Origin of the sequence: Sphingobium sp., from assembly GCF_041987595.1 — a bacterium.
In the GTDB taxonomy this organism is placed as follows: Bacteria; Pseudomonadota; Alphaproteobacteria; order Sphingomonadales; family Sphingomonadaceae; genus Sphingobium.
The window spans coordinates 1-23330 of record NZ_JBHIWJ010000001.1 but is presented as its reverse complement, the minus strand read 5'-3'; the positions used below and the strand labels follow the sequence as shown (position 1 = coordinate 23330).

17 protein-coding genes are annotated in these 23330 nt (G+C 62.8%); 4 read left to right on the top strand and 13 right to left on the bottom strand.

Going from position 1 to position 23330, the window contains the following annotated elements:
• Positions 1 to 13: 13 nt before the first annotated feature.
• From ACFC3J_RS00085 to ACFC3J_RS00070, 4 genes are read right to left on the bottom strand one after another with little or no spacing between them, the layout of a single operon-like run.
• On the bottom strand, positions 14 to 2878 hold the full coding sequence (locus tag ACFC3J_RS00085; protein WP_375194171.1) for a glycosyl hydrolase: 2865 nt from the start codon (positions 2876 to 2878) through the stop codon (positions 14 to 16).
• Between the two features lie 4 nt (positions 2879 to 2882).
• Complete coding sequence (locus ACFC3J_RS00080; protein ID WP_375194170.1) at positions 2883 to 3974, bottom strand: alpha/beta hydrolase fold domain-containing protein; 1092 nt, start codon at positions 3972 to 3974, stop codon at positions 2883 to 2885.
• A gap of 21 nt (positions 3975 to 3995) precedes the next feature.
• Positions 3996 to 5288 (bottom strand): glycoside hydrolase family 1 protein, encoded by a 1293-nt coding sequence (locus tag ACFC3J_RS00075; protein ID WP_375194169.1) that lies wholly within the window; start codon positions 5286 to 5288, stop codon positions 3996 to 3998.
• 3 nt (positions 5289 to 5291) lie between these two features.
• The gene (locus tag ACFC3J_RS00070) at positions 5292 to 7511 is read right to left on the bottom strand and encodes a beta-glucosidase (RefSeq protein ID WP_375194168.1); all 2220 of its coding nucleotides are present in this window, start codon (positions 7509 to 7511) and stop codon (positions 5292 to 5294) included.
• Positions 7512 to 7727: 216 nt separating this feature from the next.
• On the opposite strand from ACFC3J_RS00070, the gene ACFC3J_RS00065 reads away from it, so the two are divergent.
• Positions 7728 to 8348 (top strand): TetR/AcrR family transcriptional regulator, encoded by a 621-nt coding sequence (locus ACFC3J_RS00065; RefSeq protein WP_375194167.1) that lies wholly within the window; start codon positions 7728 to 7730, stop codon positions 8346 to 8348.
• A gap of 63 nt (positions 8349 to 8411) precedes the next feature.
• Positions 8412 to 8729, top strand: coding sequence for a hypothetical protein (locus tag ACFC3J_RS00060; RefSeq protein ID WP_375194166.1), 318 nt, complete (start codon positions 8412 to 8414; stop codon positions 8727 to 8729).
• Between the two features lie 48 nt (positions 8730 to 8777).
• Here ACFC3J_RS00060 and ACFC3J_RS00055 read toward each other — a convergent pair whose 3' ends face one another.
• The 5 genes from ACFC3J_RS00055 to ACFC3J_RS00035 form a co-directional block, all read right to left on the bottom strand.
• Positions 8778 to 9251, bottom strand: coding sequence for an Lrp/AsnC family transcriptional regulator (locus ACFC3J_RS00055; RefSeq protein WP_375194165.1), 474 nt, complete (start codon positions 9249 to 9251; stop codon positions 8778 to 8780).
• A gap of 14 nt (positions 9252 to 9265) precedes the next feature.
• Positions 9266 to 9748, bottom strand: coding sequence for an Lrp/AsnC family transcriptional regulator (locus tag ACFC3J_RS00050; protein WP_375194164.1), 483 nt, complete (start codon positions 9746 to 9748; stop codon positions 9266 to 9268).
• A 376-nt stretch (positions 9749 to 10124) separates the two neighbouring features.
• Positions 10125 to 13220 carry an efflux RND transporter permease subunit gene (locus ACFC3J_RS00045; RefSeq protein ID WP_375194163.1) on the bottom strand — a complete coding sequence of 1032 codons (3096 nt, stop codon included), beginning with the start codon at positions 13218 to 13220 and terminating at the stop codon, positions 10125 to 10127.
• Positions 13217 to 14293, bottom strand: coding sequence for an efflux RND transporter periplasmic adaptor subunit (locus ACFC3J_RS00040; RefSeq protein ID WP_375194162.1), 1077 nt, complete (start codon positions 14291 to 14293; stop codon positions 13217 to 13219). Before ACFC3J_RS00040 ends, ACFC3J_RS00045 begins: the two co-directional genes overlap by 4 nt.
• Positions 14290 to 15771: an efflux transporter outer membrane subunit gene (locus tag ACFC3J_RS00035; RefSeq protein WP_375194161.1), complete on the bottom strand. Its 1482-nt coding sequence runs from the start codon at positions 15769 to 15771 to the stop codon at positions 14290 to 14292. Before ACFC3J_RS00035 ends, ACFC3J_RS00040 begins: the two co-directional genes overlap by 4 nt.
• 93 nt (positions 15772 to 15864) lie before the next feature.
• Between ACFC3J_RS00035 and ACFC3J_RS00030 the strand changes: the two genes are divergently transcribed.
• Positions 15865 to 16509: a TetR/AcrR family transcriptional regulator gene (locus tag ACFC3J_RS00030; protein WP_375194160.1), complete on the top strand. Its 645-nt coding sequence runs from the start codon at positions 15865 to 15867 to the stop codon at positions 16507 to 16509.
• 46 nt (positions 16510 to 16555) lie between these two features.
• Here the strand turns inward: ACFC3J_RS00030 and ACFC3J_RS00025 are convergent, their stop codons facing one another.
• On the bottom strand, positions 16556 to 18055 hold the full coding sequence (locus tag ACFC3J_RS00025) for a flavin-containing monooxygenase (protein WP_375194159.1): 1500 nt from the start codon (positions 18053 to 18055) through the stop codon (positions 16556 to 16558).
• A 443-nt stretch (positions 18056 to 18498) separates the two neighbouring features.
• On the opposite strand from ACFC3J_RS00025, the gene ACFC3J_RS00020 reads away from it, so the two are divergent.
• The gene (locus ACFC3J_RS00020) at positions 18499 to 20853 is read left to right on the top strand and encodes a TonB-dependent receptor (RefSeq protein WP_375194158.1); all 2355 of its coding nucleotides are present in this window, start codon (positions 18499 to 18501) and stop codon (positions 20851 to 20853) included.
• Positions 20854 to 20937: 84 nt separating this feature from the next.
• On the opposite strand, the gene ACFC3J_RS00015 is transcribed toward ACFC3J_RS00020, so the two are convergent.
• Genes ACFC3J_RS00015 through ACFC3J_RS00005 form a run of 3 tightly spaced genes read right to left on the bottom strand, consistent with a single transcriptional unit; the run spans position 20938 to position 23328 of the window.
• Entirely contained in the window at positions 20938 to 22401 is a 1464-nt protein-coding gene (locus ACFC3J_RS00015; RefSeq protein ID WP_375194157.1) for an FAD-dependent oxidoreductase, read from the bottom strand.
• A 31-nt stretch (positions 22402 to 22432) separates the two neighbouring features.
• Positions 22433 to 23188 (bottom strand): SDR family NAD(P)-dependent oxidoreductase, encoded by a 756-nt coding sequence (locus tag ACFC3J_RS00010; RefSeq protein ID WP_375194156.1) that lies wholly within the window; start codon positions 23186 to 23188, stop codon positions 22433 to 22435.
• 17 nt (positions 23189 to 23205) lie between these two features.
• Positions 23206 to 23328, bottom strand: a complete 123-nt coding sequence (locus ACFC3J_RS00005; protein ID WP_375194275.1) for an SDR family oxidoreductase — start codon at positions 23326 to 23328, stop codon at positions 23206 to 23208.
• Positions 23329 to 23330: the final 2 nt, after the last annotated feature.

The window sequence follows — 23330 nt, the reverse complement described above, 5'->3', positions numbered from 1 at the left end:
GCCGCGAGCCGCATTACCGCCCCGCCTCCAGCATGACGGGGCCGGTCCACCCCGCCGCGACGGGCTTCAGCTTCCGGTAGGTGGGGTCTTTCGGATCGATCATCGCATTCTGGGGGACATTGGCGATGGTGATCGCGAGGTCGTTCCGACCGGACTTCAGCGCACCGGTCAGGTCGACGCGATAGGGCGCGCTGATCGCTGGCGGCAGGGTGCGGCCATTGACGGTCACGGTCGCCATGTCATGCACCTCTCCCAGATCAAGCGTGACCTTCGTGCCGCTGCCAAGCCAGCCCGCATCGACGTTGATCGTGCGGCGATAGGTGGCGTTCCCGGCAAAGCCCGCAAGCTCGGGCACCTCGCGCCAGTCCTTGAGCGTCACCTGCCCGAAATCATGGGCATAGGCTTTGCGCATGACATGGCCCTCGGCCTTGAGCGACCAGCCGTCGGCGGGGATGGCGAGCCGTCCGGCCGGTTGCGGCATGCCGACGAACTGCGGCGGTGCCTTGGGGTCAAGCATGAGCAAGGCGCTCTCGCCGGGCGCCAGAGTCAGCGCCAACGACGTCGCACCGGCATTTCGCGTCGAGGCTAGAGGTACGATGCTGCCATCCATCGCGTTCCAGCGGCTGACCTGCCCCGCCTGCGGCAAGCCGAGCGCGACGTTGCGGACCGCCTCGCCGCGATTGTGAAGGAAGGTGACGGTGCGGCCCTCAACCCTGCGTTGCACATAGACCAGATCGGCCGGATCGCCCATGAAGGTCAGGTTGGCCGGGATGGCGGCCGTCCGCAATGCCTGCGTCATTGCTTCTTGGGACACGACCTTCGCCCCGGCCCTGAGCGCGGCGGCGACCGCCTTCTTCACCCGCGCATCGCGCCGCGCCCTGTCCGCCAGTCCCTCGTCCCGGCCTGGCGCTCTGCCGGTGAAGAAAATCGGCAGGCCCGCCTTGGCGAAGGCGGCGATTTTTTCGGCCGTATCGGCGCGCATGGCGTCGAGCGGAGGCAGGACCAGCGCCGGATAACGCTGCCCACCCTTCGACACGAGCTGGCGGTTCTCGACCCGGGCGTTGGCGATCGAGTCCGGGTTGATCCGGTCGAAATCATAGCCGCCCGCGAGGAACGCCTTTTCCGCGCCCTGCCTGCCCGCGCCGTCATCTTCAATGCCGACATAATAGCCGCTGCGGCCATAGAAATAGGCGACAGGGACCACCGCTTCCCCCGCCTGCATCACCGATTGCAGGCGAGCGATATAGGCGGCGAGCGGCTTGACCGCGGGCCAGACAGGATTGCTTTCATTCAGCATTGTGGAAAAGCCGCCCGCAAAGGGACTGGGCTGGAAGGCATGCCAGCCGGGCCAGTCATCGGCATGGAAGCGATAGTTCATGCCATGCAGGATCATGGAATTGACCCCGCCCGCCATCAACAGGTCGACGCGGCGACGCATTTCATCCGGCGTCACCTCATAGGCGCGGTCCTTCCAAACCAGACTTTCCGCCGAAACCAGCGGCCTCCCGTAGAGATGCGCCGCCGACCGGGCAAAGCGCATGAACAGCGGATCGCCGCCATGCACCAGATCCTCGGTTTCGGGAATGTCAGCAAGGCCATAGCCCCTGATAATGTCGAAGGCGCCGCCATGCGCCTGAAACTTGGCCTTCAGCCCATGGGCATGGTTCCACGCAACGAACGGCTCGATGAACCCGGCGATCATCAGGTCGGACACGGTCAATCGATAATCGGCGCGCACGCGTTCGGCCAGTTCGCTATCGCTGGCATTGAAATAGGGCGGCGACCAATGTTCGTCCCATGCCTGCATCCAGCCGGGCTGCACGACGAAGGGGAGATAGGGGGTCAGATCATAACCGCGCCGCTTCTGGAATTCGGCCAGAAATTGCGGACCCCACTGAATGTCCTGCATCAGTTCCAGGCTATCGACGAAGGTCGATCGGATTCCGGCCGGCTTGTTGCCCAACGGATCGCCGACCCGCGCCGCATGAGCCGCAAAGGCAGTAGGGTCCATATGATCGAGGATAAGCTGCGGCCCACGCCCCGCTGCCCCCAAAACGCCGACATCGGAAGCATATTGCTTGAACACGAAGACCTGCCACACACCCGGTGGCGGCGTCCAGTCCAGCGTTCCATCATCACGCAACCTGTCGGTCAGCACGATTCTGCTCGACGCATCGAGCGCTCCCGGCGTCTCGACGTCCTTCCAGGGCGAGATGGTGAAGCCCATCGGCCCCGCCCCGCCCGCCTTGAGCGTGGGCGCGGCGCCCTTCATGGCGACGACGGCAACGATCCGGGCGCGGGCCTCCAGCCGCTTGCCCCAATCTGCAAATTCAGGCGCCTTGACGCGCGCATCCAGAAAATTGAGCGCCCCCAGCCGGCGGGTGCGCTTGGGAATGTCCACCTTGAGGGGACCCGTCGCACCACCCTTCACTTCCGTTCGCGCCATGGCGAGTTCGGTAAAGGCCTTTTCCGGCGGAATGGCGACGCCGCCGCCCGACGGCCAGGACGAACCGAGCGTATAATCGAGACTGAGGCCCAGCGCCTGCGCCGCTTCCCCGGCCGCGCGAACATGGGCGAAGAAGGACGGTTCGGCATAGTCGTTGACGACCGCCTTCTCTTCCGGCGTCAGCGTCACGAAATTGGGCGACATCGCCTGAATTTCGCCGCCGCCAAAGCCATTGTCCGCCATCAGCTTCACTTCGCGGCGTAATTCTTCGTCGTTCACCGCGGCGCCCGGCCACCACCAGCGGAAGCGGGGCTTGGCCTCCGCCGAGGGATGGGCAAAGCCGTCCTCCAGCGAACCCGCCATGGCAGGAAGTGATGCCAGCATGGCCGTGGCGGTCAACAGTCCCGTCCATATCCTGCGCTTCGTCGTCATGGCGTTACCGGCCCCTCTGGTTAAAATTCGATTGGAAAAAGCGGACCATCACATCGAACGCCTCGCGGGATTCGGGCAGGTCCGTCTGAGTGTAGAAGGCATGATCCAGACCATCCCAGACATGGAGCGAGGCCTGAACGCCATTGCGCACCAACAGACGATGCGTGTTGATCGCGGCGCTCATCTCCCCAGCCCGCGAAGCGGTGATGATCAGCGTCGACGGAAAGCGCTTCAAAACGGCATCGGATGCAATCGGCGACATCAACGGATCGTCAAGATCATGATCGCCATAATAGTAGCGCTCGTCGAGCGACGGAGCGCTGGTGAGGCCATGCATCGCTTTTTGCCAATACCAGCTGTCCCCTGCCCAGCGCGCATCCGCCGACGCGCAAAAAATGCCCGCTGCCGCAGGTGCGGGCAACTGCTGTTTCTGAAACCAGGCGAGCGCCTGGGCCGTCAGCAATCCGCCGGCCGAACAGCCGAAAATGCCGATGTCACGGGGCCGCCATATCTTGAGCAGCGCGCGATAGACGCTGGCGACATCCTCGCTTGCCGCGGGGAACTGCGCCTCAGGTGCCTGCCGATAGTCGATGGTCAATATGTCGAAACCGCCCAATCCCGCGAGCGGAATAGACTCGATCAGGCCAGTCGACCCGGCATCGCCCACCAGAAAGCCGCCGCCCGGCAGGTTGATGAGCAGCTTGCGGTGCCTGCCCAGCGGCCTGGCTGTCGGACGCACCCAATAGCCATGCACGCCGCCGACCTCCGTTTCTTCCACGCTGACGCCGTATTGGCGGCGCAGCGCCTCAACCTTGCCCGCCGCCGCCTTGCGCATGCTGGCGCGCACCTTGGGCACCGCACCCGACTGCACCAGCCGATCCAGCATGGCCGACGGGTCCGATGCCGTGCGCGGCAGCGCTGCGCGGGCCGCGTCGCTGAGATAGGGGGATGGCGGCAGGGTGAAGGCGGGCACATGGACCGAGCCGTCCGATTCAATCGCGCGCGTTTTCTCCTGAGCCAGCGATTGGCTGCCCAATGATAAAGCCACGACGCTGGCCGCGATCATGCTGCCCACCGGCTTGCGGGTCCATTTCATGAAGCCCCTCCCTCTTTTCGTTTATATGGTCCGGTTTATCCTGTTTGCGCGAGCAATCCGTCCCAAATGCAGCGCGCTGGGCTTTGGCGTCCTTTTTTGCGTCACACGATCGACCGCCACCAGACCGAATTTCGGCCGATAGCCAAGCATCCACTCGAAATTGTCGAACAGCGACCAGTGGATATAGCCGCGCACGTCGACGCCATCGGCGATGGCGGCGCCCAGAGCGGCAAGCGCGCCGTCGATATAGGCGATCCGCTGGGCGTCATCCTGCGTCCCAATACCGTTCTCGGTAACCAGCACCGGCACGCGGGCCGTCTCGGCGGCATAGCGCACCGTGTTGCCGAGCGCCGCGGGATAATATTCATAGCCCATCTGCGTGCGCGGCGCGTCCTTCGGCACGGCAACCTTGCCCTTTTCGCCAAATTGTTCGCGCGTATAGGTCTGCACGCCAATGAAACCGTCGTCGCGAGCGAGTTCAAGATAAGGGCCATAATGCTTTGCCCGCGCCTCTGCGGCGTGGCCGCTTGTCCCCGGCGCGTCCTGAAAATCGCTCATCGCCAGCGTATAGCCGACCGGCAATCCCGGACGTGCTGCCGCGATCGCCTTGCGCGCAGCCGCATGGCAGGCGCGCACGATGGCCTTGGCGGCTGGTTGGGTCGAGGTCAGGAAGAAGGCGAACCGATCCGACCCGATGGCGGCGGCGGCCCTTTCCATCGCCTTGGGGATGGGGCCAAAGCCCAGATCCGCCTCGTTGATGGTGCAGAGCCAGTCGATCCGGTCGCCCAGATGCTCCACCACCTTCGCTGCATAGCGGGCGAAGGCTTCTGGTGCCTCCGGATTTTCAAAGCCACCTGCGCGGGCGAACCAGAGCGGCGAGGTGAAATGGTGGAGCGTCACCACCGTCTTCAACCCGCGGCGTTTGCACGCGTCCAGCATCCGGCCATAATGGGCGATCTCCGCCAGCGAAAATCGGCCGGGCACCGGTTCGATCCGCGCCCATTCGATCGAGAAGCGATAGCTGTTGAAACCCAGCTTCGCAACCATCGCGATATCGGCTTCGTAGAGATGATAATGGTCGCAGGCATCACCCGACGGCTCGGCAAAGATCGACTGCCGCAGACTTTCCAGCAACCAGCAGTCGCTGTTGACATTGTTGCCTTCGACCTGATGTGCCGCTGTAGCGACGCCCCAAAGGAAGTCCCCGCGCATGGCCCTGACGCGGGGAGGGCGCGCCGAAACCGGCGCGGCTACCGTTGCCAAAGCGCCCATCGCCGCGCCCATGGCGGCGCGACGATCGATGCGCCGGCTCATGGCTCAGGGCTTCCGGTTGATACGGCTAAGCTTGGCGCCGCCAGTCAATACCGTATCGGTCGCGGAGGTCGCCACCTCTACCTTCACCTCGCCCGCAGGCATTTCCCAGCGCTGCGCCTTCGCGTTGAAATCGGCCAGCACGCGGGGATCGGCGGTGACCGTCACTTCCCTGCTTTCGCCAGGCTTCAGATCAGGTTTGGCCCAACCGATCAGGCGCTTCGCCTTGCCGGGGCGGGTCACATAGACCTGCGGTACGTCGGCGCCCTCCCGCCCGCCGCTGTTGGTCACGGTGAAGCGCACCGTCAGCGCCTTGCCACCCGTGACCTTCAGCCCCTCATAGCGGAAGCTGGTGTAGCTCAAGCCATAGCCGAAGGGATAAAGCGGCTTCGCGCCCTTCCGGTCGAACCAGCGATAGCCGGCGTCCGAGCCCTCAGGATAATGAATCTCGAACGGCTTCGTCCCCGCCTGAAGCCCGTAGACGGCACGCGTCTCCTTGTCGGCCGGCGGGGCGTCGGTGCCGGGCAGTACCGGGTTGGGCAACTGCGCAACCGAAGCAGGGAAGGTCACGGGCAGATGGCCCGAAGGGTTGACCTTCCCGGTCAGCACCCGCGCAATCGCCGCTCCGCCGCGCTGGCCGCCATACCATGCGGACAGGATTGCGGGCACCTTCCCCTGCCATGGCATCAGGACCGGGTTGCCGGTCTCCAGCACCACGACCGTCTTGGCATTGGCGCCCGCCACGGCGTCTATCAGTTCGTCCTGCCCTTCACCCAGCGAAAGATCCTCATGGTCGGCGGCCTCCGTCGCATATTTTTCGGCAAAGATGATGCTGATGTCCGCAGCTCTGGCCGCAGCCACGGCGGCCGCGACATCTTTCCCGTCCAGATAGCTGATCTGGGCGCCGGGCAGCTCGGCGCGCAACGCGTCGAGCGGTGCCGTACCGCCATAGGCACGCTTGGCAAAGCCCGCCGCAGGTCCGCTTTCCGCGCCTTTGGTCATGCGCTTGAGGCCCCCGACCGGAGCAACCTGACTCGACCCGCCGCCGCCGGGCACACCCACATCGGCATTGCCGCCGATGACGAGGATGCTCCTGGCGGAGGCGGCAAGCGGCAACATGTTCGCTTCGTTGCGCAACAGGACAATGCCCTGCTCGGCGGCACGCTGGGCGACTGCGGCATGGGCGTCATAGTCGATCGCCTGACCCGGCTGGAGCGGGTGATCGGCAACCCCATGCGCATAAATCGCATGCAGGACCCGGCGCGCAGCGGTGTCGACGGCAGAACTGGGCACCTTGCCTTCCTCCACCGCCTTGACCAGCAGGTCAGAAAAATAGCGTTTGCCGTCAAGTTGCTCGCCCGACTGCTGATCAAGTCCCGCAAGGATCGCCGCGGTCGAATGCACCGCACCCCAGTCAGACATGACGAAGCCCTTGAAATCCCAGTCGCGACGCAAAACGTCGGTTAACAGGAAGGGATGCTCACAGGCATAGGTGCCGCCCACGCGGTTATAAGCGCACATCACCGAGCCGGGATCACCCTTTTCCATGCCGATCTGGAAGGCCAGCAGATCGCTTTCCCGCATCGGCGCCTCTTCCATTTCCACCGATGCGACGTTGCGGCCGGTTTCCTGATTGTTCAGCGCGAAATGCTTGATGGTGGCGATGATGTTGTTGGACTGAACCCCCGCAATCTGGCTTCCAACCAGAGTTCCCGCAAGAAGCGGGTCTTCGCCCAGATATTCGAAATTGCGCCCGGCCCGAGGATCGCGCACCAGATTGACGCCACCGACCAGCATGACGTTGAAACCCTTGGCCCGCGCCTCCGACCCGATCATCGCACCACCCGCACGGGCCAGTTCCGGATCCCAACTGGCGGCCAGCGACAGGCCGGAGGGAAGCGCCGTCGCAACGTCACCCTTGCGCATGTCCATCAGATTGGACACGCCCAAACTGGCGTCGGTTTCGACCAGCATAGGCACGTTCAAGCGCTCGATGCCTTCGATATATCCCGCGCCGATCGTCACGCCCTGCGGCCTCTTTGCCGCCGGCACCAATGCGGTCATGGGACCGTGAAGAAGCCGCACCTTCTCCTCGAAGGTCATTCTGGCGAGCGTCTTCTCCGCGCGCCGTTCAGCGGCGGCGGCTCCTCCCTTCGCCTGAGCGGCAAAAGGCGTCAGCGCACTGCTGATCAGGGCGAGAAACAGCGCAACGGGCGGCTTGGTCATGGCGATTGGAAAATCCCCTCTTAAAAGCAGCGATGCGGCCGCTCATTTTCGTTTCAATAAAAGAGATAGCGCCAATCCGATGAAGCGTCAATATTCGATCGATGCCGTTCGATTTTGTCCCGGGCGATTGGGGACTCATCTCTTTCGTTGCGCCGGCTGTCGCTATGCGTCAAAGAATGTCGCAACATGCCCAAAACCGGAACCGCAAAAGCCTTCGTGCCCAAGAGAGGCCGCCCAACCGCCAAGCAGGTGGAGGCGATAGAACGGACGATATTGTCAACCGCGCGCGAAATGTTCCTGGAAGGGGGATATGACGCGGTGGCCATGGAAAATGTCGCTGCGGCCGCGGGCGTTTCGAAGGGCACGCTTTACGCCCGCCATCCCTCGAAGGAGGCCCTGTTCACCGCGATCGTGGAGGATCGGGTGAAGGAATGGTCGGAAACGGCGTCGCAGCAGGATCATCTGCTGACCGCCGATATCGGTGAACGGCTGCGCCACCATGGTCATACCATCGCACAGTCCATTTCCGCGCCCGAGGTCAACGCCCTCCAGCGGCTGCTTCTGTCGACGCGCGACCGTTTTCCTGAATTGTCCAAGGCGATGTATGAGGTCGGTTATCTCTACATCGTCGACCTGATCGCGCAGGACATCGCCGCCGCCGCCCAACGGGACAATATTCCTGCGCGCCAGCCGGACGCCGTTGCGCGCATGCTCGTATCCGCCATCACGGGATGGCATCTTCAGGAGAGCGGCGCACGCGCGATACCCCTTGAGGAAATGCTGGAAGCCGCCGATCGCACGGTGGATCTATTCCTGGCAGCAAGATCGAGCTGGTGACCCTTGAATTTAGAACGATTGCGTGCGATATAGCCTCCGTCCATAAAGTGAGGATGCTGAATCATGCGTAATTTCCTGATTGCCGCCGCGATGACCCTGACGATGGCCGGCGCGCCTGCGCTGGCCCAGACTGCCGCCGCTCCGGCTGCCAATGCAGTGGCGAAGGCCAAATACAGCACGGCCGATACCGATCTGGGCACGCTGCTCGACAATCCTGCCGCCAAGGCAATCATCGAGAAGAACATTCCCGGCATGACCACCAATGATCAGGTTGACATGGCGCGTGGCATGACGCTGAAGGCGATCCAGCAATATGCTCCAGATGACGTCACCGACGCGCGCCTCGCTGCGATTGACGCCGATCTGGCCAAGCTGCCCTGAACGCGGTTGCCATAAGGTAAGGAAGGGCGCCCCGACCGGCGCCCTTTTTTATCCGACAGCCCCGGCTCGCGTGATCTTCGCGATTCCCGGCTCATATTTGAGGCTGTCGACGGAAATCGAGGTTTCGACGCTCTGGACACCCGGCAGGGGCCGGATATGCTCGACAATGATGTCGTTCATCTGTTCCACACTGGTAAACAACCCCATGGCCAGCAGGCTATAGCGCCCCAGCAACACGACGACGCAAGTGATTTCCGGAATATCGGAAAGCCGGCGGGCAATGCCGGATACTTGCGAGGGATCGACCTTGATGCCCATCATGGTCAGATTGGGCGACCCCGCCATCCGAAAGTCCGTGATCACTGTAAACTGAATCAGCCCTTCGCTCTGAAGCCTTTTGATGCGGGTGCGAATCGTCCCTTCGGTCACGCCCAGTTCGGCCGCGATCGCGCGGTTGGAAATCCGCGCGTCGCGCGCCAGCCTCTCGACGATTCCTTGGTCCAGCCTGTCCAGGCATTCCAATCGCTGTTCCAGCTTCACAACGGCACCACGTTGAACTCGAACTTCACAATATCGACCGCGATACCCGAGGCGATGTGCATGACTCCGTCAATCACGGCGATATGATCGAACAGGAATTTCTGTACCTCCGAGAAGTCATGCAAGGCTACAAGCAATTCTATGTCATAGTCGCCATTCATGATGTTGACGCTCAAAACCTGAGGCAGTTCGGCAAGATCCCGGCCGACATCGCCAATGTCGCGACCCTGCACCCTGACGCCCAAAGCGATGATGACATTATAACCATGAGCCGCAAAATCGGTGACGGCGACAACGCGCATCACATGCGCTTCCTCCATCTTCTGCAACCGCGCGGATACTGTTGCCGCGGTGATGGACAGCCGTTCGGCAATTTCCTGGTTCGTCGCGCGGCCGTTGGTGCGCAATATATCGATAATGCTCGAGTCCAGACTATCCAGCGATGGCGGCGCCGTAGTTCGCCCGCTTCTTATCTGCATTTCACGCCCCTCCCCCCGAAATGCCGCCCTGTCATGCGCAGGGTCGAACCATCGATCAGCATGAACCTGCTCACGCAGCCTCTGGCCAATCCGGTCATGCAGTCTGCACAAAAAAGCCAAGCTACGTCAAACATTCTACGATAAGATGCAAAGATTTATGAATATTTTTTCCATATGCGCATCCCATTTCATAAATAATAACGCGCATCCCCGGCATGCATCCGGAGACGCGAGGAATCTGGACAGTGCCCCTAAAAAATTGGGCCGGTCCATGGACCAGCCCAATATGAGTTAGGAGAGATGCCTATAAGGCAATTATCAATTGAACGAATTCGTTCGATTTTGCAAGTGAAAAATCGCTCCACGTTCCCGTGCGTCATGACGGGGTGAGCGGAAGCGGATCATCATCGCCCGGCTGACGGGACGTCACCAGTTTCGCGGCCATCGGCGCGAGCCATTTCTCGACGCCTTCCACAATTTCATACACGACCGGCACGAAGATCAGCGACAGGGCCGTCGAGGTAATGAGCCCGCCGATCACCGCCAAAGCCATCGGCTGGCGGAATTCCGCGCCCTCGCCAATGCCCAGCGCGGTGGGCAACATGCCGGCCGCCATGGCGACGGTCGTCATCACGATCGGTCGGGCGCGTTCCCGGCAGGCGTTGCGCAGAGCCTGGGTCATCGGCACGCCTTTACGTTCTTCCTCAATAGCGAATTCGACCAGCAGGATCGAATTTTTGGCGCACAGGCCAAGCAGCATCAGCAGGCCGATCATCGCAGGCAGGTCCAGCGTCTTGCCAAACAGCACCAGCGCGGCAAAGGCGCCCAGCAGCGAGAGCGGCAAGGCCGCCAGAATCGTCACCGGCTTGAAGAAGCTGCGGAACAGCAGCACCAGCACCGCGAAGGTCAGGCCGATGCCGGCCGCGATCGCGATCATGAAGCCGCCGAACAACTCCATCATTGCCTCGCTGTCGCCCTCCCGAGCTTCCTGCACGCCCTTGGGCAGGTTGCGCATCACAGGAAGCTGCGCAACTTCGCCCAGCGCCTGCCCCAATGTGCGCCCCGCGACCAGATCGGCCTCGACCGATACCCGTCGTTCCCGGTCGTAGCGGACGATTTTGCCTGGCCCCGCCTGAAAATGAATGTCGGCGACGGCGGACAATGGCGTGGTCTGTCCGTCAAGGGTTGGCACACGCAGATTGGCGATTGTCTCCAGATCCTGACGCGCGCCCTCCGGCAATCGCACGCGGATCGGCACGCGCTCGTCTCCATCGGAATATTTGGCGACATTGGCGTCGATGTCCCCAATCGTCGCGATGCGCAGCACTTGCGCCAGCGTGCTGCTGTTGACGTTGAGGCGTGCCGCCTCCGCCGGACGCGGCGTGACGATCAGTTCAGGCCCGGCTGGCGGCGGCGCGGGGCGGGGATCGGACACCGATCGCAACCCCCGCATTTCGCGCAGCAATTGGGTCTGCGTGCGCTCCAGCGCCTCGCCATCTTCGCCCGCCAGGATGATGTTGACCCCCGCCGAGCCGAAACTCCCCTGATTGTACAGGCGCACATCGGGAATGTCGCGCAGCCGGGGGCGGATATGCTGGCGGAACTGGTCCGTCGTCAGGTCGCGATCCTCTTTCAACACGACGGTCAGCGTCCCCGTCCGCAAATCGGCGCCATCGCCCATCCCGCCCGAAGTGGATCCAGCCTGCGCGAAGACGCGCTCGACCGCGGGTTCCGCCAGCAGCGCGCGCGTCGCGCCGTCGACCGCGCGCGCCATATCCTCCCGCGTGGCGCCGGGCGGCCCCTGCATGGCGATATAGAGATAGCCCGGATTGCCGACGGGCTGGAAGCCCACCGGAGTCAGGCTGGCGAGCAGCATCGACAGCAGAAAAATGCCGGTACCGATCCCGACCGCCATCCAGCGGTGGGCGAGCGCCCAGTCGAGCACGCGACCATAGACAGGGTTGACCGGCCGCTTCTCCCGATGGACGCGATCCGTCAGGGGCACCAGAAAATAGGCAGCCATCAGCGGCGTCAGCAAACGCGCCACCACCAGCGAGAAGAGCACGGCAACGGCCACGGTCAGCCCGAATTCCCGGAAGAACTGCCCCGCCTGCCCGGGGATCAGCGATACCGGCGCGAACACCGCGATAATCGTCGCGGTGGTCGCGATTACGGCCAGACCGATGGCGTCGGCACCGATCAGCGCAGCCCTGTAAGGCGATTCTCCAGCTTCGATACGCTTTTCGATATTTTCGACTTCCACGATCGCGTCGTCGACAAGGATGCCGATCACCAATGTCAGGGCCAGCAATGTGATGCTGTTCAGGCTGAAACCCATGGCGGACATCGCGACGAAGGTCGGTATCAGCGACAGCGGCATGGCGACCGCCGCGATGATCGTCGCCCGCCAGTTGCGCAGGAACAGGAACACGACCAGCACTGCCAGGAAAATGCCCTCGATCAGCACATGCTGGGTGGAGGCGAAGCTGCGGCGCGTGGAATCGACGGTCGACACCAGCTTGGTAAAGCGGACGCCGGGATGATCCTTTTCCAGCCGGGCGACCGTCTTCACGATCTTGTCCTCGACTGCGATGTCGCTGGCGTCACGAGTCTTGCTGACCTGGATCGCCGTCACCGGCCGCCCGTCCAGCCGGGCAAAACCGCGTGTCTCGGTCGCGCCGTCGCCCACCTCCGCAATGTCGGACAGGCGAACATAGCTGCCCTGCACCGGAATGGTGAGGTCACGCAACCGGGCGACATCGGCCGAGGAGCCGAGCACGCGAATGGTCTGCTCCACCTGCCCTATGTCGGCCCGGCCGCCCGGATCGTCGCTGTTGAACGCGGCGAGGGCGTTGTTCACCTGCGGCGCGGTCACGCCCAGCGCGGTCATGCGCTGGGCATCCAGGATGACATTGATCTCCCGGTCCGCGCCGCCAATGCGCGTAACCTGCGCCACGCCGTCCTGCGCCTGCAAGGCGCGGGTCGCCACCTTATCGATGAAGCGCGACAGTTCCGTCCCCCCCATGCCCGGCGCGCTGACGGCGTAGGTCAGGATCGGCGCATTCTCGATGTCCAGCCGCTGCACCAAAGGCGGGTCGATGCTGGGGGGCAGCTGGACGCGCGTCCGCTCGACCGCCGTGCGCACATCATCGGTCGCCTTCTGCATGTCACTGTGCAGCTCGAACTCGACCGTCGTGGTGGACACGCCGAGCACCACCGTTGAACTGATGTGCTTGACCCCCGCCACGCTGCTCAGCGCATTTTCGACCGGCCGGGTGATCTGATTTTCCATCTCAGTCGGCGCCGCGCCGTTCTGGCTGACGGTGACGACCACGATCGGGAATGTGACGTTGGGGAATTGTTTGATCGGCAGGCCGACATAGGCAACGATCCCCGCGATCGTCAGCAGGATGAACAGCGATACGACCGGGATCGGGTTGCGGATCGACCAGGCGGAAATACGAAAGCTCACGCGCTTGTCTTCCCGCCGGCGATCCGCACCTTGTCTCCCTCCAGCACGAAGGCGCCGCCGCCCAGCACGGCGCGATCACCCCGACGCGGCCCGGACAGGATTTCCACCATGCCGCCCGTGCGCCGTCCGGTTCGGACAGCCACGCGATGGACGCGGTCCCGTTGGTCGAGCAGCAGCATATAGGCGCCATCCGCATCATAATGGACCGCTGCCTCCGGCGCCGCCAGCACCGCGGCGCTGGCCTTGACGAAACGCGCCTGCGCAAAGCCGCCGGGCCGCAGATCCCGCCGCACCGGCAGCGCGATCCGCGCCGTCGACAGGCCTGTCTGATTGCTGACGCGGGCGCCGAGCAAACGGATCCGCCCATCGATGCTCGCGCCCGACGCCAGCATGACCTTGACCGGATCGCCCGTCGCCAGCGTGCCCATCGCGACCTCGGGCACTTCGGCATTCAGTTCGACGAGATTGTCGCGCGCGATGGTGAACAGAACCGTGCCCGATGCGGAAGGTTCGCCCGGCCGCGCCGATCGTTGCAGCACGCGTCCGGCAACGGGAGCGCGAACGGTGAGCCGCTGCTGGCGGGTAAGCAGATCGTCCAGTTGGGCCCGCGCCACCCCGACCGACGCCTGCGCCGACCGATCAGCCATGCGGCGCTGGTCGATCGCCTCCTGCGCCAACACGCCCTGATTATCGAGTCCAGCGACCCGGGCCGCCTCCATCCGTGCCCTGTCGGAAGCGACCTGCTGCTGCGTGAGCTGGGCGCGGGCCTGCGCGATCTGGGAACGCAACAACGCATCATCCAGAACCGCCAGCACCTGCCCGGCGCGCACCTGCGCATCCTCCTCCACCAGCACGCGGGCGATCCGATAGCCCGACAGTTCGGGGGCAATCGCCACCTCCTCGCGCGGGATCAGCCGTCCGGAAGCGGTAAACCCGCCATCCAGCGAGCGCAGGTCCACCCGCGCCACCGTCACCATCGGCGGCGGGGGCTGCTTGCGCTTCTCCTCATGTCCGCCGCAGGCCGCAAGCAGAAGAAGGTAAAGCGCAGGCGCAAGACGCAACTTGTGGATCACGACAGGTCCTTGGACTGGATGGGAAGAGAGAGGGAAGGCTGCCCCGGCATCGTTGCCGGATCATCCGCATTCCAGCCGCCACCAAGGGCGCGAAAAGCGGCAACCACATTGCTGAGCGCCTGCGCCCGCGCACTGGTAAGTGCCGTTCGCGCCGCGCGCCAGCTGCGTTCCGACTGGAGCAGGGTGGTGAGGTCGGTCAGCCCGATACCATAGCCCTTGCGCGCCGCATCAAAGGCGAAGCGCGCCCGTTCCTCTGCTTGCGACAGGTCGTTCAGGCGCAGCCGGTCGGCATTTGCGGTCGCAAGGGCAATGTCCGCATCGCGGAATGCGGCCTGCACCGCCGCTTCATAGGCAATGACGGCCTGTTGACCCTGCGCCTCGGTCGCCCGCAACTGCGCCATCAGGCGCGTGCGATCAAGTACCGGCAGGCTCAATCCCGCCGCCAGCGACCAAAGACCCGACGTCAACGGCGGCGATCCCGAACTGCGATTGACGGTGCCGCTGCCCTGCAGGGTGAGGCGCGGGAACAACGCCAGCCGGTCGACCTGCACGGCGCTGGCCGCCGCCGCCAGCCGCGCCTGCGCCGCCAGCACGTCGGGCCGCCGTTCCATCAGGATGGAGGGCAGCAGCGCCGGGACCGTCAGCGGCGCATCCAGCCTTGCCTCGATCGGCAGGCTGGCGGTCGGCGCATCGGCCTGCCCCACCAACAGCAGCAGAGACCGCTTGGCATTGCGCAACGCCGTATCGATTCGCGTCAGCTCGGCCCGGGCGCTGGCGACGTCGCCGTCCAGCCGCGCCGTGTCGGCCGCCGCAATCAGGCCGTGATCGCGTCCCAACGCCGATGCCCGCGCCAGCTCGCTGGCGATGCGGAGCGTTTCATCGGCATCCTGACGCTGGACTGCGAGCCCGCGCGCATTGAACAGGGTCGTCGCGACATCGGCCGCGATGCTCATGCGCATTGCATGATAATCATAGGCCGCCGCCAGGTACGTGGCCCGCGCACCCTGGCCGATGGCCGCCAAGCGGCCCAACAGGTCCAGTTCCCAGCTAGGGCTAAAACCCAGCGACTGGCTGTTTCCCCCAGCCGTGCTGGCGAGAACATCCGTGCCGGAAATCACCGTGCCGTCGCGAGCGGTCGCGGAACCGCTGATGCTGCCGACAGGCTGCCGCTGGGACAGGGATTGATCGCGAATGGCCCTCGCTTCCCGCAAGCGGAAATAAGCGGTCCGCGCATCGGTGCTGCGTTCCAGCGCCTCGTTTACCAGCGCGGTCAGTTGCGCGTCGCCAAATCTCTCCCACCAACGATCGAGGGCCGCGTCCTTGGCCACGGAAGCAGAGGCCATGCCTTCAAACTGCCGGGGCAAGGCAATTTCAGGACGCGCCAGTTCCACTTTCGGCGCGCACCCGGCAAGAGCCGCCGCGCCCAGCAGAACCAGATATTGACGCGAGACATGACTCGGCAAGGCAGCGCGCTCCACATGATGGCTTCCAGCCGCAGCGGATAGCGCAGAGAAAAAAAGAAACAAGATTGTTTATTTTCAAGCCGCGATTTTTTTGCCATGGGTTCAGGGATGAACGAGACCGTCCCTACGCGACGCCCGGGCCGCCCCCGGCGCGAAGAAAGCGGCGACATCGACCAGCAACTGGTCGAAGCGGCGATCCGCATGGTGGCGCAGCATGGCCCGGCCCTGACGATGAACACGATCATCGCTGCGTCGGGCCTGTCGCGCAAAACCGTCTATGCCCGTTATCCCAACAAGCCCGCGCTGATGGCCGCGGTCGTCAGGAGGATGCTGGATTATGGATTGGAGCCGCTGGTCATCCCCGAACGATCCGACTGGCGGGAAAGCCTGCACGCCTTTGTCGATCAGAGTCTGAACGAAGTCTGTCTGCCGCAGGCCATGACGTTGCGGCGGCTGCTGATGCTCAACCCGACCTTCATGGACGAGGTGAAACCGCGTATCGAACAGGTCGTCGTGCGGCGCTATATGGATCCGCTGGTCGGCTTTCTGAACCGGCTTGTGCAGGCCGGAGCGATCCCGCCGCAGGATATCGGCTTTGCGGCGGAGGCCCTGACGAGTCTGGTACTGTCCGAATCCCATCGCCGTTTCTTTCAGAACGACGTCGATGTCGCCAATGATCCCGGCCGGCTCGACGAATATGCACGCAAGCTGGTGCGCCTGTTCTGCGATGGGCTATTGGCGAAGGAAGGCTGAAAAAGAGGAGGCAGCGCGGGAGAGTGTGCGCCGCCCCCTCCCGCCATCAGGATAAAGCGACCGGTTCGGACGCCGCCGTCAGGACATAATCTGCCATGATGGGCGCGGCCATCGCCTCGGCAAAGGCTTCATAGCTCCACGGCCAGCTCGACGGCACACCTGTTGCGTCCAGATACCAGCTGGAACAGCCCGACCCGAAAATGGTCGTCCGCGCGGCGGCGACCCGCCGCTCCTCATAACCCGCATGCGCCCGCATTGTCGGCTCGACCGTCAGCGCCTCCCCCCGGCGCAGCGGCGCGAGCAACTGCTCGACATAGGCCCATTGCCGTTCGGCAATGTCGATCAGCGAGAAATTCCCGACAGGACCCGTCGGGCCGTTCAGCATGAAGAAATTGGGGAAGTTCGGAATCGTCACCGCATAATAGGCCGTGGGCCGCGTCGACCAGACATCATCCAGCGACAACCCGTTGCGTCCCAGCACCTGCGTCGGACGAATGAAGCGATCCGCCTGGAAGCCCGTCGCCAGCACCAGCGTATCGAGCGGTTGCAGCCTGCCGTCCTTCAGCCGGACGCCTTCCGGCTCGATCCGGGCGATGCCTTCCCGCTCGACCGTGACATTGGGCTGCTGGACCGCATCATAATAGCACCAGGAATAGATGAGGCGCTTGCACGCTGCCCGGTAATTGGGGCGCAGCTTTTCCTTCAGTTCCGGATCGCGCACGCTGTTTTCCAGATTATCGAGGCACAATTGCTCGATGATCGCGATTTCCGGCCCGTCGACATGGGTGATCGCCTGCGTGAAGCGATGGATATTGGCCCAATATTCCTTGTCGTAACGGATTGCGTCGATCAGGCCCGGATCGCGGCGGAATGCCGCCCGCTCCTCCTCGCTATAACGAAAATAGGGGACGGGCATGATCCACTGGGGCGAACGCTGGAAATGCACCAGCGCCTCGGCGCGGTCATGCAGCGCAGTGATGATCTGCACGCCGGTCGAGCCATTGCCGACCACGCCGACTCGCGCACCGTCGATCCGCGCTTCATCCTGCCACCGGGCACTATGGAAGACATCGCCCGCAAAACCGTCCAGACCTTCAATGTCCGGCATCCGGGGATGGTGAAGCACGCCTGAGGCCGCAATGACGACATCGGCCTCCACCGACTCGCCCGTCGACAGCCCCAGCAGCCAGACCGCTTCCTCATCCTGCCAGACGCAGGACATGACTTCGCAGCCAAATCGGATATGGGGCGTGACCTCATATTTGGCGGCCGTCAGTTCGAAATAGGTCCGGATTTCCTCACCCTTCGCATAATAGGCCTGCCATTCTGCATAGGGTTCGAAACTGTAGGTATAGGCATGAGCCGGGACGTCGCAGGTCAACCCCGGATAGCGGTTGTCGCGCCAGGTGCCGCCCAGCCGCTCGGCCTTTTCATAGACGATAAAATTTTCGCCATCCTGCTTCAGCTTAATGGCGGCCAATATTCCGGCCATGCCGGCGCCCACGACAGCGTAACGAAGATGGCGGCGATCATTCTGAATGGACAATCTACTCTCCCGACCAATGAATATGATTCGTATCTACATTCAAAGATCGCTTACGCATCGTCCAATTGGATCAGCCGCATCCCATCTATTGAGAAGGCAGACGGTATAATTCCCAGCTTATGATGCGGAAAGGGCGGACTGCTTAAGAAGAAAAGAAACTTCTATGGATAAAATTCAAAAGAAACAGCATTATAAATAAATTTTTCCGGCTACGCGTCGGTCGCCCATGGAAAAGGGAAAAAGTCCGGGGAAGCAGTCGATTTATCGGGCGGCGCCGTACAAATATCCTTTTACATGCGTTGGAACCCCCTATATAAGCTACGCATAAACGCGATAAAAAGAGTTTCGGCGCGATCGATCGGATCGGCCGGTAAATGGGGAGGATAATGATGCGAACAACGCGTGTTTCGCGCAGCCTGTTTCTGTGTTGCGCTTTTTCGGCCTTGGCCTTGCCCCTGGCGGCTGAGGCACAAACCACTCCTGAAGCAGACATCATCGTTACAGCAACCCGCCGTGAGGAAAAGTTGCAGGACGTTCCCATGTCGGTGAACGTCGCGACGGGAGAGCAGATTCAGAAATTCAACATCTTTGACGCCAAGGATGTGCAGCAGCTTGCTCCGGGCCTGGAACTTACAAACACCACCGGCCGAAACAACACGACCACGCTGCGCGGCATAACCTTCGATCCCGATCAGGGCACTGCGCCTGCCGTTCGCGTCTATTACAACGAAATTCCAACCGACGCGCAAACGGTCTACACCGCGATTTACGATATCGAGCAGATCGAGGTGCTGCGCGGCCCTCAGGGCCTGCTTCGCGGCCTGTCAGCACCTGCGGGTTCGATCACGATCCGCACGCGACGCCCCAGTTTCGATGCGATCGAAGGATATGCCCAGGCAACCGCGACCGATCGTGCGGGCTACAACGTACAGGCCGGCGTTTCACTGCCTTTCAATGATCAACTGGCACTGCGCGTTGCAGCGGTGGTCGACGGCAACCGCGGGAATCAGGTCAAGAACGTCAATGTCGACGGGCGTTCGCGCAGCGATACGCAAAGTGTCCGCGCCACGTTGGGCTGGCGGCCAAGTGAGGCGTTCACGGCCTATCTGACCTATCAATATCTGCATGCCGACAATACGCAACTCCAGCAGGTGATCGGGAACGGCAATGCGCCCTTCGCGTTCAACCCCGCCCGGTCTGGCCCCGCCCTGTCCGCGTCCGATTACGGCGCCGTGACCGAAGGCGGCTTTCGCAACCAGAACCTCTCCCATATTGTCAATCTGGCATTCGATTATGATCTGGGCGGTTCGACCGTCTCGTTCGTGGGCGCGCATCAATATAGCAAGCTCACCATTAATCGCGATCTTGATTCCGCCAATTCGGTGCCGGGTTATATTGCGTCTTCCAGGGTAACCACGCCTTACAAGGTGGATACGGCGGAACTGCGTTGGCAGACCAACAATGACGAAGGCCTCGGTGGCGGCGTCAGTGCCTTCTACACCAAGCAGACCGGTACGACGGTCGTCGATCAGCGGGCGGACGCGTTCCTCGCGCCGGTATTGGGACCCAATGCGGTTATTCCGCTCGCTCCCGGCTTCAACGTGCCCAACCTGCTGCCGATCGGTGTTAACGTCGTTGTGCCGGTCGACTCCCAGACCTGGTCCTTCGCCGGAAACCTGCGGTACAAAACTGGCCCGCTGACAGTTGAGGGCGGTCTGCGCTACTCGATTATCAAAGGCAATCAGACGACACAACAAACGCTGATTTTCGGGACGCACCCCTTGCTGGGCGCAGCTTCCGGGGCGGTCGTAGGTCCGACGGAAATCATTCCCGCCTCTCTACAGAAGCGCACGAACAAGCCGCTTACCGGCGGCCTGACCGTAAGCTTTGCGGTCAGCGACGACCTGAACGCCTATTTCGCCTATGGCCACGCGTTCCGCGCGGGCAGCACGGGCGTGTCGGTTCCGGCCGGAATCAGTAACGATCTCATTTCCACCCGGGGAGAAAAAACCGACTCATACGAAGTTGGCCTGAAGGGTTCGCTGATCGATCGTACGGTCAGCTATTCGGTCGCAGCCTTCTATCAAAAGTTTGATGGCTTCCTCAGCCGCTTTACCGGCATTCAGTATAACTGCCCCGAGGTCAACGGCGCCTGCAGCGCCAGCGGCCCGGCGATCCAACCTGGCGAAGCCACCAACGGCAACTTCGACTTCAACTATAATGGCAATGCTAAGGTGAAGGGCATCGAGGCGACGATCGACACGCGCTTCATCGACACTTGGGACCTGAATGTAGCTGCCGCATACACCCGCGCCCGCTATAGTAACGCTCTCTTGCCATGCAATGACTTCGACGGGTCTGGCGTGCCCAACCAGAATGGCACACCGGTGATTACCGGCACCGGCAATGTCAGCTATTGTGCGTCCAATGGCCGCCTGGCGGAAACACCTGACTTTAGCCTGACCGCAAATAGCGAATTGCGCTTCCCGATGGGAGACTACACGCCATTCGTGCGCGGATTGTTCACCTATCGTCCCGGCTTCCATTCAGATCGTGTCAATTATGATTATCGCAGTCGCGAATTGCTCAATCTGTTCGTTGGTCTCCGTGGACCTGAAAGCAAGTGGGAAATCACGGCCTTTGCTCGCAACCTGCTCAACCAGAAACGCATCACAGGAATCTCGCTGGGGAATGCGATCACGCCGACGCGAGGAGGTGCGGCCCTGGACTCCGGCTACCGCACGGTCAACGTGATGAACCCGCGTGAATTCGGCGCCACGCTGAATTTCAAATGGTGATCAAATCGGACGCCGCTCAGGAGCGGCGTCCGACAAGTGCTTTTTTTGGGGGACTGAAGGCGGCCTTTGAGCCGCCTTCTTTTTTCAGCGCTGCGCCGCCTTGCGCCCCGCCTGCCGACCGAAGAAGGTGCAGTCGGCAAGGCTGAGGCCTGAACTATAGCCATGGCCCCAGGCGGGCAGACCCGAAGTGCAGCGCCCTGCGGCGAACAGCCCCGATATGGGTGCGCCCGTCCGGTCCAACACTTCGCCATCGGTCGATGTTCTGAGACCGCCGAGCGTGAAGAAGCTGAAATAGCTCGTCGCGAAGTTCAGCTCCAGCGCCACGAACGGCCCCTGATCCAGCGGCGTCAGGATTGGCGGCCGTTTGTGGAACAGGGGATCGCGGCCTTCTGCTGCATGGGCGTTGTAGAAGGCCATCGTCGCGCTTAGCGTGCCCGGCGCCATTTCGAGTTCGGCCTCGACCTCTTCCCAACTGTCGCCCGTGCCCGCGATGGTCATGCCCGCCATTTCCAGCGGCTGGTCGAAATGCGCGATGTCGAGCAACAGATAAACCCTGTCGCCCAACTGGTCGACGGCGCAGCGGCTCACCCGGCCATGATAGCAATCCTCGTTGATGAAGCGTTGCCCCGCCTGATTGACGAACACGCCATGGGCCTGCGGCTCCGGCATGGTCCATGGACAGGTGGTGAAAAACTGCTCCATATGGATGGCGTCGCCGCCCGCCCCCATGCCCAGTTCGATCCCGGACCCGTCATCCTGATCGCCGATCGGACTGCTGATCCTGAAGGTTTCGGGGCAATAGCGGCGGCGCATATCCTCGTTGAAGACAAAGCCGCCAGTGGCAAGGATGACGCCCTTCGCCGCCCGCACGAAACGGTTCTGATTGTCGATGCGCACAATCAGACCAACCACGCGCCGCGTATCATCCTGCACCAAAGCGACCGCACGGGCATCCGTCATCACCTGCACGCCCAGATCGCGAGCACGCCGTTCGAGAATGTCGACCAGCGGCCGCCCGCCACCCCAACCGCCGTGCGCGATGACATGGCCACGCGGCGCCGGCTTGGCAATCTCGCAAAAAGGCCAGGCCGCCTCGCTGCCGGACCAGATGAGGGTGGAATCGTCGGTCGGCTCGATATGCTTGCCGGGCAGATAATTGCCGCGATAGGGCACGCCCTGCTCTTTCAGCCACGCATAATGGCCCAGCGCTTCCCGCGCATAGAGGTCGCATTTCGCCTCATCGGCGCAGGGGCCGCCGGCAGCCTTCAGATAGGCGGCAAAATCTTCTGTCTGATCGTCGAAGCCCGCGGCCCGCTGGGCGTCGGTGCCACCTCCGCCACCAATATAGATTTCGCCGCCCGACAGGGCGGACGCCCCTCCGCTGCCCGATCCGCGCTCGAACAGCAGGACGCGGGCGCCCGCAGCGGCCGCCTCTATCGCCGCGCAGGCTCCCGTCGCGCCAAAGCCGATCACGGCGACGTCGGTTTCAAAATCCCACGTCGCCACCTGCGATGCGGGGAAGGGTCGATGCTGCGATATATCTGTCAATTGCGCTTCCTTGCCTCTCCTGCACGGCGAATCAGAAAGCCTTGGTCTGTCCGCCGTCGACCATCAGTGTGTGGCCGGTGATATAGGCTGCTGCCTCGCTCGCCAAGAACACAGCAGCTGAGCCGATATCTTTTTCGCAATCTCCTATGCGTCGTAGAGAAACTTTATCGATCTGCGTAGCATAATCGTCCGGCGCCCATTCCTTCCACGCTTGCACGCCAGGCGAATTGGCGAAGGGACAGATGATGTTGACGCGAACGCCTTCTGGTCCCCATTCGCTCGCAGCAACCCGCGAGATAGCGCGAATTGCCTCTTTGGCCGCAACATAGGAGGCCTGCATCGGAATGGCGTCGAAAGCGGCGCCGGTGGCGAAGTTGATGACGCAGCCCTTGCTCGCCACCAGATGCGGATAGGCCATGCGCATCAGCACAAAAGTCGGCCAGAAGCCGGTGTCGAAGGCAAGGTCCATCGCTTCATCAGGCGTTTCGGCAAGTGGCAACTGGCGCGAAGCCTGCGCCGCGTTGACCAGAATGTCGAGCTTTCCGAACCCTTCCAGCGCTGTCGCTACGATGGTGGGCAGCACCGCGCGGTCCGAAAGGTCCACCTGCATGAAAGCAGCTTCGCCCCCCAGCGCCTTCAGTTCGGCCTCGGTCTCCCGACCCAGTTCTGCCTCTCGATCGACGATCAGGACCTTTGCGCCCGCCTTGACGAAAGCGGTCGCCACGCCCTTCGCGACGCCCCGCGCACCGCCGGTGACGATCGCAACCTTGCCCTCAAGCTGTTTCATACCCAATCCCCTCCCGCTCAGGCAAACCAGGCGCCGCCATTCACCGTGATCGTACTGCCCGTTGCGTAGCTGGCGTCGTCGCTGGCCAGATAGGCCGCCGCGCCGCCGATTTCGTCCGGCTGGGCCAGACGCTTCAGCACGC

Excerpts from the sequence above, each read along its gene's own strand:
- ACFC3J_RS00080 (WP_375194170.1), bottom strand. The coding sequence starts at position 3,974 with ATGAAATGGACCCGCAAGCCGGTGGGCAGCATGATCGCGGCCAGCGTC.
- ACFC3J_RS00075 (WP_375194169.1), bottom strand. The coding sequence starts at position 5,288 with ATGAGCCGGCGCATCGATCGTCGCGCCGCCATGGGCGCGGCGATGGGC.
- ACFC3J_RS00060 (WP_375194166.1), top strand. The coding sequence starts at position 8,412 with ATGCGTAATTTCCTGATTGCCGCCGCGATGACCCTGACGATGGCCGGC.
- ACFC3J_RS00070 (WP_375194168.1), bottom strand. The coding sequence starts at position 7,511 with ATGACCAAGCCGCCCGTTGCGCTGTTTCTCGCCCTGATCAGCAGTGCG.
- ACFC3J_RS00085 (WP_375194171.1), bottom strand. The coding sequence starts at position 2,878 with ATGACGACGAAGCGCAGGATATGGACGGGACTGTTGACCGCCACGGCC.
- ACFC3J_RS00030 (WP_375194160.1), top strand. The coding sequence starts at position 15,865 with ATGAACGAGACCGTCCCTACGCGACGCCCGGGCCGCCCCCGGCGCGAA.
- ACFC3J_RS00050 (WP_375194164.1), bottom strand. The coding sequence starts at position 9,748 with ATGCAGATAAGAAGCGGGCGAACTACGGCGCCGCCATCGCTGGATAGT.
- ACFC3J_RS00010 (WP_375194156.1), bottom strand. The coding sequence starts at position 23,188 with ATGAAACAGCTTGAGGGCAAGGTTGCGATCGTCACCGGCGGTGCGCGG.